This window comes from Pseudomonas sp. S8, assembly GCF_050473925.1.
GTDB lineage: Bacteria > Pseudomonadota > Gammaproteobacteria > Pseudomonadales > Pseudomonadaceae > Aquipseudomonas > Aquipseudomonas parakoreensis.
The window spans coordinates 3,618,892-3,637,501 of the sequence record NZ_JBFDVZ010000016.1; the positions used below are offsets into that span (position 1 = coordinate 3,618,892).

Below are 18,610 nucleotides of genomic sequence, written 5' to 3' on the forward strand. Positions count from 1 at the left end.
AACCGGATCGCCGCATGACCGACAGCTTCGTCACCCAGTGCCCGCATTGCCAAACCAGCTTCCGCGTCAGCCATGCTCAGTTGAGCGTGGCCCGCGGGGTGGTTCGCTGTGGCTCCTGCCTGCAAGTGTTCAATGCCGCCAAACAGCTGCTGGAACAACACGCCGGCAAGGAAGCGGTTACGCCGGTGGCGCCGTCCATTGTCCAGCCAGCACCGTCTCAGGCGGTGGTCAGCGAGCCGCCGCCAGTGGTCGAAGCACCCGTCAATGACGAACCGCCCGCGCCGCGCGCCATCAGCCAAAAGCAATGGAGCGCCAGCGAGCTGGATCTGGACAGCCTCGATCTGGACGAAGAACTGGCCCGCCTCGAACAACGGGAAATCCAGCCGACCACCGAATTCGGTCGTCAGCGCGAAGAATCCCTGAGCGCCCGCCGCGACAGCCCTGAAGCCGATGAAACGGAGTGGCGCGACAGCCTGTTCAGCACACGCGACGATGAACGTCTGCCCGAGCCCGAAGATGACGTCGAGCCAGATACCGTCGAACCGGAACCGGTAAACACCGCGCGCACCGAGCCTTCCCTGTCGCTGGAGCCGGTGGATCTGGACGATGAACCGCCGATCCCGCAACTGCGCCTGCACGACCCGATCGATCCGAATGCCCGTCGTGAACGCCTGTCGGCCAACGTCGAGCCGGACGATGACGACTTGCCATCGGTCGAACCGCTGCGCAAAAAACGTCAACGCGCCGAAGTGCTGCAGGATCTGACCGACGACCCGCTGCAACTGGACTGGCAGAAGCGCCGTTCGCCTTGGGGCCGGCGCCTGCTCTGGAGTTTGCTGGTGCTGCTCGCCGCCGCCGGTCTGGCGGGTCAGTACATCGCCTATCATTTCGACGAACTGGCGCGCCAGGATCAGTACCGCCCGTGGTTCCAGCAGTTCTGTCCGCAGATCGGTTGCACGGTGCCGTCCAAGGTCGACATCGGCAAAATCAAAAGCAGCAACCTGGTGGTGCGCAGCCATCCGGAATTCAGTGGAGCGCTGGTGGTCGACGCGATCATTTATAACCGCGCAACATTCTCCCAGCCGTTCCCGCTGCTGGAGTTGCGCTTCGCCGATCTCAACGGTCACCTGATTGCCAGTCGTCGCTTCAAACCCGGCGAATACCTCAACGGCGACCTTGAGGGCATGGCGGAAATGCCGCCACAGACGCCGATCCACATCGCACTGGATATCCTCGATCCAGGCCCCAAAGCGGTGAATTACAGCCTGAGTTTCCACTCCCCCGAGTGAATCGCTTTATCGCTTCAGGTTTGACGGCAGTTTTCTGACTTCCTCCGCGGCCACCAAACCGCTGGTAATAACAGAATAACTGTTCAGATTTTGTTCAATTCAGCCTTTATCCAGTCATCGAGAGCGGGTATCATGCCAACCCTTTTTCGAACTCTCATGATCCGGCCCCACTTCAGGGAAGTCCTATGTCGGCGGTACGCATCGGCCCATATACATTGCAGAACGGTTTGATTCTCGCCCCGATGGCGGGCGTCACCGACCAGCCCTTTCGTCAGCTGTGCAAGCGTTTGGGCGCAGGGCTTGTAGTCTCGGAAATGGTCACCAGTGACATGAGCCTGTGGAACACCCGCAAGTCGCGCATGCGCATGATCCACGAAGGCGATCCCGAGCCACGCTCGGTGCAGATTGCCGGTGGCGATGCGCAGATGCTGGCGGACGCGGCACGGGCCAACGTCGAACTGGGCGCACAGATTATTGATATCAACATGGGTTGCCCGGCAAAGAAGGTCTGCAACAAGGCCGCCGGCTCCGCGTTGTTGAAGGATGAAGCACTGGTCACCGAGATCCTGCAGGCCGTCGTCGCTGCAGTGGATGTGCCGGTGACCCTGAAGATCCGCACCGGATGGGATCGCGACAACAAGAACGGCCTGACCGTGGCGAAGATCGCCGAGCAGGCCGGGATCACCGCGCTGGCCGTGCATGGCCGCACGCGCGCCGATCTGTACACCGGCGAAGCCGAGTACGACACGATTGCCGCGATCAAGCAGGCGGTGTCGATCCCGGTGTTTGCCAATGGCGATATCGATTCGCCGGAAAAGGCCCGTTACGTGCTTGACGCGACCGGTGCCGATGGCCTGCTGATAGGCCGGGCTGCCCAGGGGCGGCCATGGATTTTTCGCGAGATCGAACACTTCCTGCGTACCGGCGAGAAATTGCCGGCGCCGGAGCTGAGCGAAGTGGAACGCATCCTGCTGGAGCATCTGGCCGCCCTTCACGCCTTCTATGGGGATGTGATGGGCGTGCGCATTGCCCGCAAGCATGTGGGCTGGTATCTCGCAACCTTGCCGGGCGCCAGGGAGTTTCGCGCCCACTTCAATCGTTTGGATGGTACGGAAACACAATGCGCCAACGTTCGGGAGTTCTTCGCCGAGCGTTACAAGAGCCTGACAGGGGACGAAGAAGGGGTGGCCGCATGACGATGATGACCGAGACTTTAGTGAGTGGAACAGCACCCGTGAGCGACAACGTGAATTTGAAACAGCACCTCAATACCCCAAGCGAAGAAGGTCAGACCCTTCGCGGGAGTGTCGAGAAGGCGCTGCACAATTATTTCGCCCACCTTGAGGGCGCGTCCGTCACGGATGTGTACAACCTGGTGCTCTCCGAAGTCGAGGCTCCCCTGCTCGAAAGCGTGATGAACTACGTCAAGGGCAACCAGACCAAGGCCAGTGAGCTGCTGGGACTCAACCGCGGCACACTGCGCAAGAAACTCAAGCAGTACGATCTGCTGTAAGCATTCAATCAAACCAGAAAGGCGCCCGCGTAAAACCGGTCGCCTTTTTTGCTGACTTCCTTTGCTTTTGATGGAAATTGAGATGACCGACCAGACTACCCGCCTGCCGATCCGCCGCGCCTTGATCAGCGTTTCCGACAAGACCGGGATCCTCGAGTTCGCCAGGGAGCTTGAAGCCCTCGGCGTCGAGATCCTCTCCACCGGCGGGACGTTCAAGCTGCTGCGCGACAACGGTGTTGCCGCAGTGGAAGTCGCGGATTACACCGGTTTCGCGGAAATGATGGACGGTCGGGTGAAAACCCTGCACCCGAAAATCCACGGTGGGATCCTCGGTCGTCGCGGTATCGACGACGCGATCATGAGCGAGCACGGCATCAAGCCGATCGACCTGGTTGCGGTCAACCTGTACCCGTTCGAAGCCACCATCAGCAAGCCAGGCTGCGACTTGCCGACCGCTATCGAGAACATCGACATCGGCGGCCCGACCATGGTCCGTTCGGCGGCGAAAAACCATAAAGACGTGGCGATCGTGGTGAATGCCAGCGATTACGCCAACGTTCTGCAAAACCTCAAGGCCGGCGGCCTGACCTACGCTCAGCGTTTCGACCTGATGCTCAAGGCCTTCGAACACACCGCCGCCTACGACGGCATGATCGCCAACTACATGGGCACCGTGAATCAGGCTGCCGAAACCCTGAGCACCGAAGGCCGCAGCGAGTTCCCGCGCACCTTCAACAGCCAGTTCATCAAGGCTCAGGAAATGCGCTACGGCGAGAACCCGCACCAGAGCGCGGCGTTCTACGTGGAAGCCAAGCCTGCCGAAGTCGGTATCGCCACCGCGACCCAACTGCAAGGCAAAGAGCTGTCGTACAACAACGTGGCCGACACCGACGCCGCGCTGGAATGCGTGAAGAGCTTCGTCAAGCCGGCCTGCGTGATCGTCAAGCACGCCAACCCGTGCGGCGTGGCCGTGAGCCCGGACGCCGAGGGCGGTATCCGTCAGGCCTACGAACTGGCCTACGCTACCGACACCGAGTCGGCCTTCGGCGGCATCATCGCCTTCAACCGTGAGCTGGATGCCGAGACCGCCAAGGCGATCGTCGAGCGTCAGTTCGTGGAAGTGATCATTGCTCCAAGCGTCAGCGCAGAAGCCCGCGCCATCGTCGCCGCCAAAGCCAACGTGCGTCTGCTGGCCTGCGGCGAGTGGTCGGCGGACCGCGTTCCGGCCTGGGATTACAAGCGCGTCAATGGTGGCCTGCTGGTGCAGAGCCGCGACATCGGCATGATCGGCGCCGACGACCTGAAAGTGGTGACCAAGCGTGCACCGACCGAACAGGAAATCCACGACCTGATCTTCGCCTGGAAAGTCGCCAAGTACGTCAAGTCCAACGCCATCGTCTACGCCAAGAACCGTCAGACCATCGGTGTCGGCGCTGGCCAGATGAGCCGCGTAAACTCCGCGCGTATCGCTGCGATCAAGGCTGAGCACGCCGGTCTGCAGGTTGCAGGTTCGGTGATGGCATCGGATGCGTTCTTCCCGTTCCGCGACGGCCTGGACAACGCGGCCAAGGTCGGTATCACGGCGGTGATCCAGCCAGGCGGCTCGATGCGTGATGCCGAGGTGATTGCTGCTGCTGATGAAGCCGGCATCGCCATGGTCTTTACGGGCATGCGCCACTTCCGTCACTGATACACCGCTCCCTCTGTGTAGGAGCTGCCGCAGGCTGCGATCTTTTGATCTTGCTTTAAAGGATCAAGAGCAAAGATCGCAGCCTTCGGCAGCTCCTACAGGTTTCACAGCGGTTGGTAGCGCCCCACAGAATTTGAGGTTTTTGAAATGAATGTTTTGATCATTGGCAGCGGTGGCCGTGAACACGCCCTGGCCTGGAAAGTGGCTCAGGATCCGCGCGTACAGAAGGTTTTCGTCGCGCCGGGCAATGCCGGTACCGCGATTGAAGCCAAGTGCGAAAACGTCGCCATCGACGTGCTGGCCCTTGAGCAACTGGCCGACTTCGCCGAGAAAAACGTTTCCCTGACCATCGTCGGCCCGGAAGTACCGCTGGTCGCTGGCGTGGTCGATCTGTTCCGCTCCCGTGGCCTGGACTGCTTCGGTCCGACCGCCGGCGCTGCGCAGCTGGAAGGCTCGAAAGCCTTCACCAAGGATTTCCTGGCCCGGCACAAGATTCCGACCGCCGACTACCAGAACTTCACCGAGATCGAGCCGGCCCTGGCTTACCTGCGTGAAAAAGGCGCACCGATCGTGATCAAGGCCGATGGCCTGGCCGCCGGTAAAGGCGTGATCGTTGCCATGACCCTGGCCGAAGCCGAAGACGCCGTGCGCGACATGCTCGCCGGCAATGCGTTCGGCGATGCCGGTTCGCGCGTGGTGATCGAAGAATTCCTCGACGGTGAGGAAGCCTCGTTCATCGTCATGGTCGACGGCAAGAATGTCCTGCCGATGGCCACCAGCCAGGACCACAAACGTGTTGGCGACGGCGACAGCGGCCCGAATACTGGCGGCATGGGTGCCTACTCCCCTGCCCCGGTGGTCACCGCCGACGTGCACCAGCGCGTGATGGATCAGGTGATCTGGCCGACCGTGCGCGGCATGGCCGAAGAAGGCAACGTCTACACCGGTTTCCTGTACGCCGGTCTGATGATCGACAAGGCCGGCAACCCGAAAGTCATCGAGTTCAACTGCCGCTTCGGTGACCCGGAGACCCAACCGGTGATGCTGCGCCTGCAGTCGAGCCTGGTGCTGCTGGTCGAAGCCGCTCTGGCGCAAGCGCTGGACAAGGTTGAAGCACAGTGGGATCCACGTCCGAGCGTCGGCATCGTGCTGGCCGCCGGCGGCTACCCGGGCGACTATGCCAAGGGGGCGGCGATCAACGGTCTGGACGCAGCCGCAGGCCTGGAAGGCAAAGTCTTCCACGCCGGTACGGCGCTGAAGGATGGCAACGTGGTGACGGCCGGTGGTCGCGTACTCTGCGCCACTGCCATGGGCGCCAGTGTCAGCGAAGCGCAGCAGCAAGCCTACAAGCTGGCCGCCGCCATCGACTGGGCAGGCTGCTTCTACCGCAAGGACATTGGCTACCGCGCCATTGCCCGTGAACGTGGCGAAACCCAGGAATAAGCTGTCCTTCACGTCCGGCGCGGGATGCAGTCCCTCGCCGGGCTGTTCCGCCGCCGCGCATCGTTATATTCTGGCATCAACCTACGAAGGGATTTCGCCGTGCGCTGGCTCAGGATTGCCATAAGTTTCACCGTCACGTTGCTGACCTTGCTCTGCATGCTTCCGGCGCTGGCCGCGCAAGGCAGTGGCTGGTCGGTATTGCTTGACGATCAGGGTAATCTGCAACTGAGCGACATCCGCTCGGCGCGCTACACCAATCAATTCAGTCCCATCGAACTTGATCGCCTCACGGCGGCCGAGCCCGATGGTGCACTCTGGCTGCGCTTCAAACTGGCGCCGGGCAAGCACGAGCAAGTGCTGCGTATCTTTGCGCCCGACCTGTCCAGTCTCAGTCTGTACGTGCTGGACGGCGACAAGCTGATCGAGCAACGCCTCTCCGGCACCCACCAGCCGCAGGCCGAGCGGCCACTGCCCAGCAGCGACTTCCTGCTGCCGCTGCCGCAAAGCGACAAGCCACTCGACATCTATCTGCGCATGGTCTCCGACCATCAGCTGCGCCCGCACATCACCCTGCAATCGGCGGTGATGAGTGCCGCCAATCAGAACCAGACGCTGATTTTCGGCCTGCTGTTCGGTTGCCTCGGCATGTTGCTGCTGCACAACCTCGTGCGCTATGCCTACTCGCGCTCGCGCAGCAGCCTGTGGCTGGCGATCTGCGAAGGCCTGCTGGGCCTGAGTCTGTTGTTGCTGCTCAACCTCGCCGGCCCGTGGCTGCCGAACTGGCACGCGATCCAGACGCCGGGCGCTTATCTGGCGCTGCTGCTGACCGCCCCCGCCGGGTTGATGTTCGCCCTGCGCTTCTTCGCCCCGCTGGGCCCGCACCCGCTGAACAAACTGTTGCTGGGCGACATTCTGTTCATCGTGATCTGCAGCCTGCTGCTGTTATTCGTCAACACCCTGCCGCTGAACATCATCACCTACGCGCTGGTGGCGCTGGCCGGCCTGAGCATGTTGCTGGTCGGCTTCTATCACTGGCAAAAAGGTTATCGCCCGGCGCGGCTGTTCGTTGCCGGGATGGTGGTGTTCAATATCGGCACGCTGATCATCCTGCCGGCACTGCTGGGGCTGACCCTGGTGGCGCCGCAGGGCCTGATCATGACCCTGATGGGCTTCATCTGCATCAGCGGCCTGCTGATGAGCATCGCCTTGGGTGAACGCCAGCGCAGCATCACCGAAAGCCGTTTCAGCATCAGTCGCGACCTTGCTGCGAGCAATGCCGAGATCAACGCCAAAGCCGAGTTCCTCGCCAAGATCAGCCACGAAATCCGCACCCCGATGAACGGCGTGCTGGGCATGACCGAGTTGCTGCTGGGCACACCGCTGTCGGTAAAGCAACGCGATTACGTGCAAACCATCCACAGTGCCGGCAACGAACTGCTGACATTGATCAACGAGATCCTCGACATCTCCAAGCTCGAATCCGGGCAGATCGAACTGGACGATGTGCAGTTTGACCTCAATGCTTTGATCGACGACTGCCTGAGCATTTACCGGGCCAAAGCCGAACAGCAAAACGTCGAGCTGATCAGTTTCATCCAGCCACAGGTACCGCGCGTGATCAGCGGCGACCCGACCCGCTTGCGCCAGACCCTGCTGAGCCTGCTGGAAAATGCCCTGAAAAAAACCGACGAAGGCGAAGTGCTGATCGTCGTCGCCCTCGACGAGCGCAGCGTCAAGCCGCGCCTGCGCATCGCCGTGCAGGACAGTGGCCAGCCGATGGAGGCAGAAGAGCGCGATGCGCTGCTGCACGCCGAGTTGCACAGCAAGCACTTCCTCTCGGCCAACCGTTTGGGTGGCAACCTTGGGCTGGTGATCGCCCGGCAACTGATCCGCCTGATGCACGGCGAGTTCGGGATCAAGAGCGGCGCCAATCAGGGCAGCACTTTGTGGCTGACCCTGCCACTGGACCCTGACCGTCTCGAACACCCGACCTCCGACCTCGACGGCCCGCTGCAAGGTGCGCGCGTGCTGGTGGTGGACGACAACGATACCTGCCGCAAGGTGCTGGTGCAGCAATGCAGCGCCTGGGGTCTGAACGTCAGCGCCGTGCCATCGGGCAAGGAAGCGCTGGCGCTGCTGCGCACCAAGGCGCACCTGCGCGACTACTTCGATGTGGTGCTGCTGGACCAGAACATGCCCGGCATGACCGGCATGCAACTGGCGGCCAAGATCAAGGAAGACCCGAGCCTCAATCACGACATCCTGTTGATCATGCTCACCGGCATCAGCAACGCGCCGAGCAAGATCATCGCGCGCAACTCCGGGATCAAACGCATCCTCGCCAAACCGGTGGCCGGCTACACGCTCAAGACCACGCTGGCCGACGAATTGAACCAGCGCAACAAGGGGCAGGTGGTGTTCCAGCCGCAAGTGGTCACGCCCGCGACCGCCGCCAAGGTGCCGAGCGATTTCCGCATTCTCGTCGCCGAAGACAACACGATTTCGACCAAAGTGATTCGCGGCATGCTCGGCAAACTCAACCTGCAACCTGACACTGCCAGCAACGGCGAAGAAGCCCTGCAGGCGATGAAGGCTCAGCGTTACGACCTGGTGCTGATGGACTGCGAAATGCCGATCCTTGACGGCTTCTCGGCGACCCAGCAATTGCGCGCGTGGGAAGTCAGCAATCAGCGTACCCGCACACCGATTGTCGCGCTGACCGCACACATCCTCGCCGAGCACAAGGAACGCGCGCGCCAGGCCGGGATGGACGGGCACATGGCCAAACCGGTGGAGTTGTCGCAACTGCGCGAGCTGATCGAACACTGGGTGGCCCAGCGTGATCAGCAGAACCGTACGGCCTCGACTTTCTGACGATTGCCGTTCATCGCCCGAAAGCGCTTGCAGCCCCCGGGCAATCCGCCTCAGACACCGAGATCGATTGCCTCAGCCAATGGCGCCACGTTCTGCGCCAGTCGATCTCCAAGCTTTCGCGCCACGGCCTGACGCGATAGTGCGTAGAGCGTTTGTGACAGCGTCGCTCGCGCATAACGCACACACACCGGACCTTCGACTTCAGCGCTCGCGAAACGCTGCGACCACGGATTGGCAGCCAGCGTCTGTCGCGTCTTGAACTCAAGATAAAGGCTGCTGATCGATGTCGGACTCTGCGCTGCAATGGTCAGCAGGCGCACCACCTGAAGCGCAGGCCTCGGCGTCTGCATGAGCGCTTCGCCAGGCGGCTCGGGCAACGTCTGCACTGCCGAAACACCGTCAGTGATTCGCGCCGCATATGCCATCAGCCCGCCAAGTGCCGGATCGTTGCCAGCGTTATTGGCCAACACTGTCGTGGCCCACTCCAGCGCCGAACCCGTATCTGCCTGAGCGACAGAGAAATCCTCGCGCAACTTCACGCTTCGCACCCAGAAGTCATCCAGCACAGCGATGTAAGCGTCGTACCAACTTTCAACTTTCGCGTCTTCGATTTTTTTATTGGCGACCAGTTGCGCCAACAGACCTGACTGAACGAGATCATCGTAATCCGTGCGGCGTCCAGATTCCGGCAACGCCAAAACAGCATGCCCTACTGCCAACAACGTGTATAACCGAGCCATTATCAACCCTCAATGGAAAAAGGGCGGACCGATAACGGCCGCCCTATCAATAACACTCAGTCAGATCTCGTAATCTTCGATCTTGGTTTTTGCGTTCAAACCCAGTTTGACGCGGATGGTATCGCGGGTTTGCTCGACGATAGAAGGCACTTTGCGGAATACCGAATCACCCCGATAGAGTTTCACTTCACGCGAATCCCAATCCATGAACAACACTTGTTTGGCCGTGTTTTTGCGGATGAATCGAACAGTCCCCAGGGCCATGGTGACTTCGCCATTGATTTCGGTACACGTGCCAGCCGCCATACCGCCGACACCATGTTCAAGCATGTTGCGCTCGTACAGCGTCAGCGCGGTTTCACGCTTTTTCAGGGCGGTAATGGCGTCGCCTGCGACTTTCAGCATCAACACCGAAGCCGAGCCCGGCACAGCAAGCCCGGCCACGACGCTGCCGAGGATCTCCAGCACCAGTTGATCCATCCGTACGGTATTACCGCCGATGTTCATGTCATTGTAGTACTTGCTCGTTGGCAGCCAGCCGGCATCGGTCATCACTTGCAGAAACAGGTAGTACCATTCCTTGCCCTGATATTCGTACGGATACTTCTTGTTGGCGACCAGCGTGGCGAACAGGAACGCGTGTTGCACATCTTCGCGATTCTGTTCACTCAAGTTTCCGGTAAAGGACAGAATGCCTTCACCGACGATGGAACCCTTGCCCGGCTCTTCGATTGCCGGCAGCGAAAGACCACGAGGACGAATAGCCGCGCCGTCCAGTTCATAACTCTGCAAGCGGTGGACACACTCAGCAACGGCGCAATCTTCAACATCATGAATATTCATTATCAAATCCTTATTAATTAAAACGAGCTCCTCTTGAACCCGCGAAAGAACAATAAACAGAACAATAAAAAACCACAAACCAGAACATGTAACTTGCTAATAACAAACCCCGAAAACACCCACTTCAAACTACAACTTGCTTAGTTGCTCCGGGGATATTTGTTTTCGCCATCCCCCCAAAAATTAAACCGGCTGATAGACTCCGCTCTGTCCATCTGCCGCCGCGAGCCAACACCATGCTCCACGTGTTATTCAGCGTTTACCTGAAGATGCTGGTGCTCTACAGCCCCTTCTTCGTGTTGTCCTGTTTCATCAGTCTGACCCGTGGCTACTCGCGCAAGGAGCAGCGGCGCCTGGCCTGGAAAGTGGCAATTGCCACGCTGGTATCCAGCGTCTTGCTGTACCTGTTCGGGCGGGTGATTTTCGATGTGTTCGGGATCACGGCGGACGCATTCCGCATCGGTGCCGGCAGCGTGTTGTTCATCTCGGCGCTGGGCATGGCCCAGGGCAAACCGGTCGTGCAGAGTGACAACGTGCAACAGGACGTCACAATCGTTCCGCTGACCATCCCGCTGACCGTCGGCCCGGGCACCATCGGCGCCCTGCTGGTGATGGGCGTCAGCCAACCGCACTGGGACGACAAGCTGACCGCAATCATGAGTATCACCCTTGCCAGCTTCACCGTCGGCGTGGTGCTGTACCTGTCCAATCACATCGAGCGGATTCTCGGCGACCAAGGCTTGCAGATCGTCAGTCGGTTGATGGGCCTGTTTGTTTGCGCGCTGGCGGCGCAGATCATCTTTACCGGGGTGAAGGGCTATCTGGTTTCCTGAGGTGAAGTCAGCCGGTGTAAACCTTATTCAGGACGAGACAGAATCAGTAAAAAGGCCCGCGCAGTAATCTGCGCAGGCCTGGTCAGTTTCCCCTCCGCGTCAGGCCGGCACAGCTCCCAGCAACTGCGCAAGCGTTGCACTGCCGTCGGCATCATCGGCCTCAGTGACTTCACGCAACCTCTGCACCAGGCTCGATACCGCATAGGAACGCTTGCCCTCGAAGCCGAGGAAGACATCGCCGCGCATCGCCGGATCCGCCGAGCACACATCCCGCAGGATCAGGCTGTGCTGGCGATCCGGGTCGACGATCAGCAAGTGCTCGTCGACAAACGACAGTTGCAGTTTTTGCGGAGCGTCCAGCGCCCAGACCAGCTTGCCGGGAATCACCGGAGCCTCGCCCAGTGGCGGTCGACAATCGACGATGACCGATTCCAGCCGCAACCAGCTGGCCCTCGACAGGTGATACGTCACACCGCCCTGCCCCACGCGCAATACCAGACAACTCACGTCATCAGCGATCAGTGGCAAGAGGTCGTCGACCTGTTTCTGGCCCTCGACCACCAACACCTCGGCCTCGCGCCGCATATATTCGAAAGGGCCAATGCTCTGGTGATCGGGGTAGACGAACACGCAATGTGCCGCGCGCTCGTGCAACAGCACATGCCGATGGCGCGTACCGAGCAATTCGCAATCGTGCGGCAGGTTCTGGCCCGCGATCCGGATCAATTGGGCATTCGCCACGTCGAACCATTGCAGTTTGCCCGCGTCGGACTCCACGGCGATGTAGGGAGCATGCTCGGCAGTCTCCAGCAATGCCTGCAGAGCCTCTGGCAAATGCTCTGCGTGTTCGCTTGCCCACTGATGATCGACGCCAATGATTCGTTCAGGTTCCTGATATCGCAGCTCGAGAGACACGCCATTGGCTGACGTCCCGCGCAGACCGGAGCCATCATTGCTCACGGTGCTGAACCGCCAGTCGTCCCACTCGGCCTGCGGTGCCGGCAACAGCTCGCCCGCCAGTAACTGTGCGCCACCGCCGAAGGCTGCTGCGAGCTGTCGACTGTCAATGAACAGCTGACTCAAGATCTCACCGCTGCCGACGTCCAACAGCCAGACCGCCCGATTGTCCGGGGTCACGCCGAGCAGGCGCATTTCCCCGTCGTGCCCCGGGTCGCACAGCAGCACGCGGTTATCCACATACCAGGCACACAGGTTGCGATCACCGGTGGCGTTGCGCACACCCAGAATGGCAAAACTGTCGACCGGGTACTTTGCTGCCAGCGCTTCCAATGCTTGCCACCACTGGGCCCGTCCTTTGAGCCAGCGCTCACTCAAGCCACCCAGCTGCACTTCACCCTCGGCGGTCAGATTGAAGAACAAGCCGTCATCGGTCAGGGCCAGATACCCGTCCTGTACCGGCACCACGTCATTCAGTCCGTCAGGCTGAAGCCATTGATGCGTCCATTGCGCCGGCCAGCGCTCGCTGCCTGCGGGCGCGCTGCGTTGCACCCTGCACAGTTTTTGCGCCAGCCGGTCGTAGATGAAAAACAGCGCGTGCTCGTCGTTGACCGGCAGCAGCACCAGATCATCTAGATGCTTGATCGAATCGGCCCAACCGCGGTGACGCCCAGAGGCAAACGGATGAATGCACAACAGGTCCCGGCTGCGAATCCAGACCAGATCGCGCTTGTCCGGATTGAACTTCCAGCACACCGACACGTAGGCGGCCGGTTGCCAGTCGACGGTGGTGACGCCTGCGCGTTCGGGCACCGGCGATAACGGGAAATAGTGACCCAGCACCGCCGACCAATGTATCAGGGTCGGATTGGCGAACACTCGCTGGCCCAAGTCACGGTCCATCTCTCGGGTCACCGCAACCAGCTGCAGCTGGCCCTCACGGATCAGGTAATTGAACTGCGTGACTTGCTGATCGGCCCCCTGACATTGTTGCTCGATGTGAATCACCCCTTGGGCATCGACATCGATACGCCGCACGCTGCACTGCCCCTTCGTCACCAGCAGCCGGTAACGGCATTTGAGTAAACCGCTGACGGCGTCGACCTGCCAGATATCGTAGTTGTGCGTCTCATAGAAAAACGCAGAATCGTCGACCACCGCCGCCAGCAGCATTTCATCGGCCGCGAGTACCTCTTCACTGCGAATGTACAGAAAACGATCCTTGGCAGCGTCGTACCAGGCCGTGGTGTAGCGCGGTTGTCCTTCGGGCTCGAAAGGAATCGGAAAGTGATGAACCGGCGTGTAAGGCATCACCAGCCGATGCTCCCGGGCCAGCCTCTGGTAATGCGTAAGCAGCGACTGCTCATGCTCCCCGGCTGGCGCGTCCTGCTCGAGAATGTCCAGTCGTGCGTCACCGCGGTTGACCTTGAACGTTTGTCGCCCGGTCAGTTGCAGCGTGACGTCATGCCGTCCTCTGCCGGTGAACGTCACCTTCACACCACCCACGGCAAGAATCCCGGCGGCGTCAATCCGCACATCCCTTTCGCTGGCCCAGGTGGCGACCAGCTTCCAGCGACACAGCTGCAGGCTGGGAGACTGCAACTGGACATCGACCCCACGATTGAGAATCAGTGAACAGGCGCCGCCCGCTCCTTCGATGCGATACGACAACTTGTCGTGCCAGACCGGCGGCGTCATGGGGACTGCCAGCGCACGTTCGCGGGCATCCAGCCGTACCTCGATCACGGTTGAGCGATACGACGGTATCAGGCGGTTGATGATGTAGTGCGTGGGAAAAGAGTAGAACGAAAACAGGAACTGCCACTGGCCTGCCGCATCCTTTTTCTCCAGCTTGCGGGCCGTATCGAAACCGGTGTCGTGACGCAGCGTCGAGAACGGCAGCGCCTTGTATTCGTAACCGTAGTAGGTGGTCGGCGTGCATGGCAGGACGACCAGTTGCGTGCTCGGCGGATCGAAGCGGATGTAGCCTGGCAGCCCCAGCTCACGCCGCAGATCGAGTGCTTGATGATCATCCGGATTGATACCCGGCACCCCGAAATGGTCGCGCAGCCGATACACCTTCGGGCTGTCGAGTACCATCATCGCGCGATTGAAGTCCAGGCTCTGAACCACCAGCGAGGGATGAGCGACCCACGCCCCAAACCCGTCGTCATAACGATAACCGACACCGCGACAGGCCCGCTCCAGATCATCGAAAAACAGCCCCACCTCCTGCGCCTGCCCGGCGATCCTGGCGAACCCCTGAGCCAGTGCCGCCACACCCACAGCCAATCCGCCCAGCACCACCCCGGCGCCGCCGAGCACAGCGGCTGCAGTCGCCGCGCCCGCCGTGGCGGCTCCCAGACCACCAGCGGTCAACGCCAGACTGGTGGCGTCGAAGGCCAACTGAGTACCGAACTGCGCGCGCTCGACCTCGTTGTCTGCCGTCGCCAATTGGTAGATGTCGAAGCCGACATTGGCCAGCCCCAGCACCGCGCCCACGCCTTCGTTGGCGACGTGTCCCAGCGCCTCGCCCACCACTGGCGCACAGGTACGGGCAATGACTTTCTCCTCATTGAGTGCGGTCTTGATCAGACTGATCAGACCGGCGACGTCGGTGACATTGCCGTGCAGCAATTGCGCGTAATTGACGTAAGCATGCAACCTGACGGCGGTGGTCAAGGTGCGGCCATCCCCCTCTCGTCCACGCAAGACGTTCATCAGTGCCTGGATCGTGAAGCCGGTATTGAGGGTGTGAACGGCACCGGCCTCAACCATCTGCGGCGTGGCTCGGGTGCCCAGTGTCGAAAACTGCTCCGACAGATAATTTCTGATGCGCAGCAGGCGATGATCGCTGCTGACCACCTGTACCACATGCTCGGTTTGCGCGGGATCGATCAGGTTGATCCGGAACTCGCCGGTGGGCATCATCTCCAGGGTTTCGAACAACGGCACCAACGGTTTTGCCGAAGCATGCAAGTGCTGTAAAGCGTCAGTTGCCTGGGCGATCTGCTGTCCCCACCAACGACTGTCCAGATCGCGCAGGCTGCGCCCCAGGTGCGGATTGCTGACCAGCGAATGGCCGCGGGCACTGTTCAAGCGCCGACGGATTGGCCGCTGTGCCTGCTCCGGCAACACATTGTCGGACTCCAGCAATTGCCCGACGCTAAATCCGCCGGACAGATTCAGGGCCGATATCCTTTGCCCCTGCAGCTCGATCAGATCAAAAGTCGGACGCGCGTTGTCGCCATAGGCCGCATAGTATTTCGCCATGCCCTGTTTCTGGAAAAGGTCAGTCAGTGCCAGTTGAAACTGATCCGGCTGGCTGAACTCGAACACGCCGAAATTGGGATCATAAAAGTGATAGGTGGCGTGCCCACCCTTGAAGGTTTTCGCCACCAGCATGGCGTGGTTGTCCGAGTTGAGCATCAACGTGCGCGGGCTGGCGAACGCTTCCAGCGCGGTGCCGAGCTGTTGCAGATCGACCCGCCCCAACGGCTTGCCGATGTCGTGCAATTGCACGCCGCGCAACTCTTCGAGCGCCTCCAGAAACATCATTGAATCGTGCTGCTGCGGCTCGGCAGTGGCCAGAAAGAACCGCTCGCGCAATCGTCGCGACGCGACAACGCCCTGCTCCAGAGCAGCACTCATGATCAGCGCCAGCGGGTAACAGCGGCCACCGGGATCGCCCGGCCCTTCGAGCAACAGATCCTGCGGCACCAGTTTGACGTCACTGGCCTCGATTTGCCCCAGCACCTGACCCAGCCGCAGGATCACCTGCTCGCGATGCTCGCGGGTGGCGACGGTCTGAATATGGGCAACATGACGCCCCCATTGAAACAGCGTGTGCGCCTGCGACAGCGCGGCTCGCTTCAGCGTCAACGCACTGTCTGACGACATCATCGGCTGCTCGACATGACTGGCGAGACCGGCCATGAATTGCGGGGCTCGCTGCTGATACAGATGGCGTTCAATGGCCGCATAACGCACCGACGCCCCTAACTCGGCAACGCTGTTGGCCAGATTATCCAGCTCGGAGGCAAGTTGCGTGAGACTTGAGTTATCCAGTGAGCGTGCGCCGAGCATCTGTCCCAACACCACCCGTTGCAACGGACTGATCTGAAAGAACGGCAGCGAACCCTCGGCAATGCCGCTTAGCAACTCATCCAGCGCCAGCCCCTGAATCCGCGCATCGCTGAGCGACGCCGGAGCCTGCAAAGTGACGGGCTGGGCCTTAATGGCCTGGCGATCATCGAAGCTGAGCCCCGGCCCGTCAGGAAACCATAATGGGCCGTTATGTCCGTCGCGCATCGCGACCACGAACGGTTCACCGAGTCTGTCGATCATCCGTTGCAGCACCTGCGTCAACAGCACTGGCCGGCCCTCGATAACCGGCCAGCCCTCCTCGAACGTTATGCTCTGCTGGGTCAACAATGCTTTTACATCGCCGCGGTAGCGCGCGCTGTACTGTCCTTCGTGCCAGCGCTGCTGCTCGTCGAGCACCCACTGCTCGACATCAACGGCGTTGTCTTTCCAGGAGTGGTCCTGCTCTTCCTCGGTCTTGTCGTTGACCATCCACAATGGCTCGATAGCCGCTTCCACACGCAAGGTTTCCTCCTCGCGCGGGACGAAATTGCGCCGTGCGTAATCGGCCATGCCATCGCGCATCGCGGCGGGTCCGGTCAGATAAATCGTCCCCTCGCTCTGCGGGCGAATGCCGTCACTGAAGTAGCCCGCGATGGCCAGCATCAGAAAGTTGGCCGCCACGTCCTCGGTCATCGACAGTTCGGCCAGAGGGCCAAATGCCTGCTCGAGTACTTCCCGTGCCAGCTCTGTCATGCCGTCAAAATCGCTTAATGCGACGCCTCGCTTGGCGGCGAGGCGGGCCGTCTGGTCAATGGCCTGATAGTTGAACCGGAACCGCTCGATCACGCTGTTGAGCATCGGCGATTGCGCATGAGCCATCAGAAACGAGTTGCTCAACGTGTTCTGCACGGCAACAGCGCGCAGGTCCTGCGGCCGCACAAGCAGCTCGGCCGGCGCCTGGAACACCTCGTGCAGTGCCGGTTGCTGCCGGGCAAAAGCCTCCAGCGCAGCGCGGTGTTCGTCGGGAATCCGGCCCAGATAATCGGTGTACCGGTCGCGCAATGCCTGGCGTCCCGGCATCCAGTGCGGATTGTGATCGAGCAGCAGCTGCAGAACGCCAAGGCGCGCGTCGCCGCCGAACGCACTGATGTCGACCCCGCCCATGGTTTTGACCAGGGGCGGCAGGTTATCGACATCGACGTAGCGACCGCCCTCCTCGTACAACGCCTCGGCCCGCACCACGTCGGAGGCGGCGGCCAGATTACCGCGCAACCGGGTCTCGCGCTCATAGATGGCTTGCAGTCGCAGCGGTGCGTCCAGGTCACGCAAGTCACGCAACTGCAAATCATCGCCTGCCAGATCGAGCAGACTGCGCCGGTTCTGCTCGATCAAGGCTTCCAGTTGTACCGCGTCCTGGCCGTAGGCGCGGGTCAACAAATCGACCCGTGCGTCATCCGCCGATTCCCCTCGTTCCAGCGCTTCGTTGATGTGCATGAACATCTGCTGCTTGAGGACGATGACCCGTTCTTCGTACAGCGTCCCCAGTCTGCTGTCGGTAATACTCTCGCTACCGCCATGTTGCATGGCGTCAGCCTTGGCGGCCTCGACGATCAACTGATTGGTTTGCCAGGCCAGTAGCGCGTCACTGTCATACCAGAGATGGAGGCTGTACCCCTGCCCGCTCAATACCTGCTTCCACAGGTCGAGGTAGTCTCGCTGGATCGCGCCAAGACCACCGCCCAGCCAGACAAAATGCAGATTTTTTACAACCGGAGTGGCGGCGGTCTTCGCGTAAATCTCGCTGTTTCGCAGACGGGTCTCAAACGCCTGGATATTGTTGTAAATACCCGATAAAGAGTTTTTCGGCGGCTCAGACTGGCCAAGAGTGTCACGGCGCACACGCGGCTCGCCGATCAACTGCGCCAGGGAATGCTTGAGCAATGTCAGGGGTTCAATCAGTCGCGGGGAATTGAGCAAACCGATACATGCAAAGTAATAGCGCCACACTGACGAATAAACGTCACTGTCCCGGTGTACCAACAGGGCCTGCTCGAGATCAGCCTGTTTGAACAGATTGATAAAACTGACATAACCACTGGCATCTTTAAATCGTTGATTGCGCATGAAAGTTCCTCCGTTATTCTGACCGACATCATCAGTGCACCCAGGCACTTGAATGGCAGCGAAGTTAACGAATGGCAAATTCACACTCAAACTTCAGAACTTTCAATACATGTCAAAACAGGCGACTAAAAAACAACTGATAACGCATGTAACCGCAACAAGTTATTGCGACAACCCTGATCAATAAATTAAAAAAACTGCGAAAGTCGGCGGCACAA

General features: G+C 60.4%; 10 protein-coding genes. 7 read left to right on the forward strand and 3 right to left on the reverse strand.

Annotated features, from left to right (window positions below; translation table 11 throughout):
- Window positions 1-14: 14 nt before the first annotated feature.
- The 6 genes from AB1J88_RS17530 (at window position 15) to AB1J88_RS17555 (ending at window position 8,809) form a co-directional block, all read left to right on the forward strand.
- Complete coding sequence (locus tag AB1J88_RS17530) at window positions 15-1,289, forward strand: DUF3426 domain-containing protein (RefSeq protein ID WP_430291584.1); 1,275 nt, start codon at window positions 15-17, stop codon at window positions 1,287-1,289.
- Window positions 1,290-1,474: 185 nt separating this feature from the next.
- Window positions 1,475-2,485: a tRNA dihydrouridine synthase DusB gene (gene dusB / locus AB1J88_RS17535; RefSeq protein WP_007961945.1), complete on the forward strand. Its 1,011-nt coding sequence runs from the start codon at window positions 1,475-1,477 to the stop codon at window positions 2,483-2,485.
- Window positions 2,482-2,802 carry a DNA-binding transcriptional regulator Fis gene (gene fis, locus AB1J88_RS17540; RefSeq protein ID WP_003221275.1) on the forward strand — a complete coding sequence of 107 codons (321 nt, stop codon included), beginning with the start codon at window positions 2,482-2,484 and terminating at the stop codon, window positions 2,800-2,802. Before dusB ends, fis begins: the two co-directional genes overlap by 4 nt.
- An 82-nt stretch (window positions 2,803-2,884) precedes the next feature.
- Window positions 2,885-4,492 (forward strand): bifunctional phosphoribosylaminoimidazolecarboxamide formyltransferase/IMP cyclohydrolase, encoded by a 1,608-nt coding sequence (gene purH / locus AB1J88_RS17545; RefSeq protein ID WP_430291585.1) that lies wholly within the window; start codon window positions 2,885-2,887, stop codon window positions 4,490-4,492.
- A gap of 147 nt (window positions 4,493-4,639) precedes the next feature.
- Complete coding sequence (gene purD / locus AB1J88_RS17550) at window positions 4,640-5,935, forward strand: phosphoribosylamine--glycine ligase (protein WP_103485973.1); 1,296 nt, start codon at window positions 4,640-4,642, stop codon at window positions 5,933-5,935.
- A 99-nt stretch (window positions 5,936-6,034) separates the two neighbouring features.
- Window positions 6,035-8,809 (forward strand): response regulator, encoded by a 2,775-nt coding sequence (locus AB1J88_RS17555; protein ID WP_430291586.1) that lies wholly within the window; start codon window positions 6,035-6,037, stop codon window positions 8,807-8,809.
- A gap of 50 nt (window positions 8,810-8,859) precedes the next feature.
- Here AB1J88_RS17555 and AB1J88_RS17560 read toward each other — a convergent pair whose 3' ends face one another.
- Window positions 8,860-9,507, reverse strand: coding sequence for a hypothetical protein (locus tag AB1J88_RS17560; protein WP_430291587.1), 648 nt, complete (start codon window positions 9,505-9,507; stop codon window positions 8,860-8,862).
- A 102-nt stretch (window positions 9,508-9,609) separates the two neighbouring features.
- The gene (locus tag AB1J88_RS17565) at window positions 9,610-10,392 is read right to left on the reverse strand and encodes a hypothetical protein (protein ID WP_041068162.1); all 783 of its coding nucleotides are present in this window, start codon (window positions 10,390-10,392) and stop codon (window positions 9,610-9,612) included.
- 236 nt (window positions 10,393-10,628) lie between these two features.
- Between AB1J88_RS17565 and AB1J88_RS17570 the strand changes: the two genes are divergently transcribed.
- Entirely contained in the window at window positions 10,629-11,225 is a 597-nt protein-coding gene (locus AB1J88_RS17570) for a MarC family protein (protein ID WP_003221263.1), read from the forward strand.
- A gap of 99 nt (window positions 11,226-11,324) precedes the next feature.
- Here AB1J88_RS17570 and AB1J88_RS17575 read toward each other — a convergent pair whose 3' ends face one another.
- The gene (locus AB1J88_RS17575) at window positions 11,325-18,392 is read right to left on the reverse strand and encodes a TcdA/TcdB pore-forming domain-containing protein (RefSeq protein ID WP_430291588.1); all 7,068 of its coding nucleotides are present in this window, start codon (window positions 18,390-18,392) and stop codon (window positions 11,325-11,327) included.
- Window positions 18,393-18,610 lie beyond the last annotated feature (218 nt).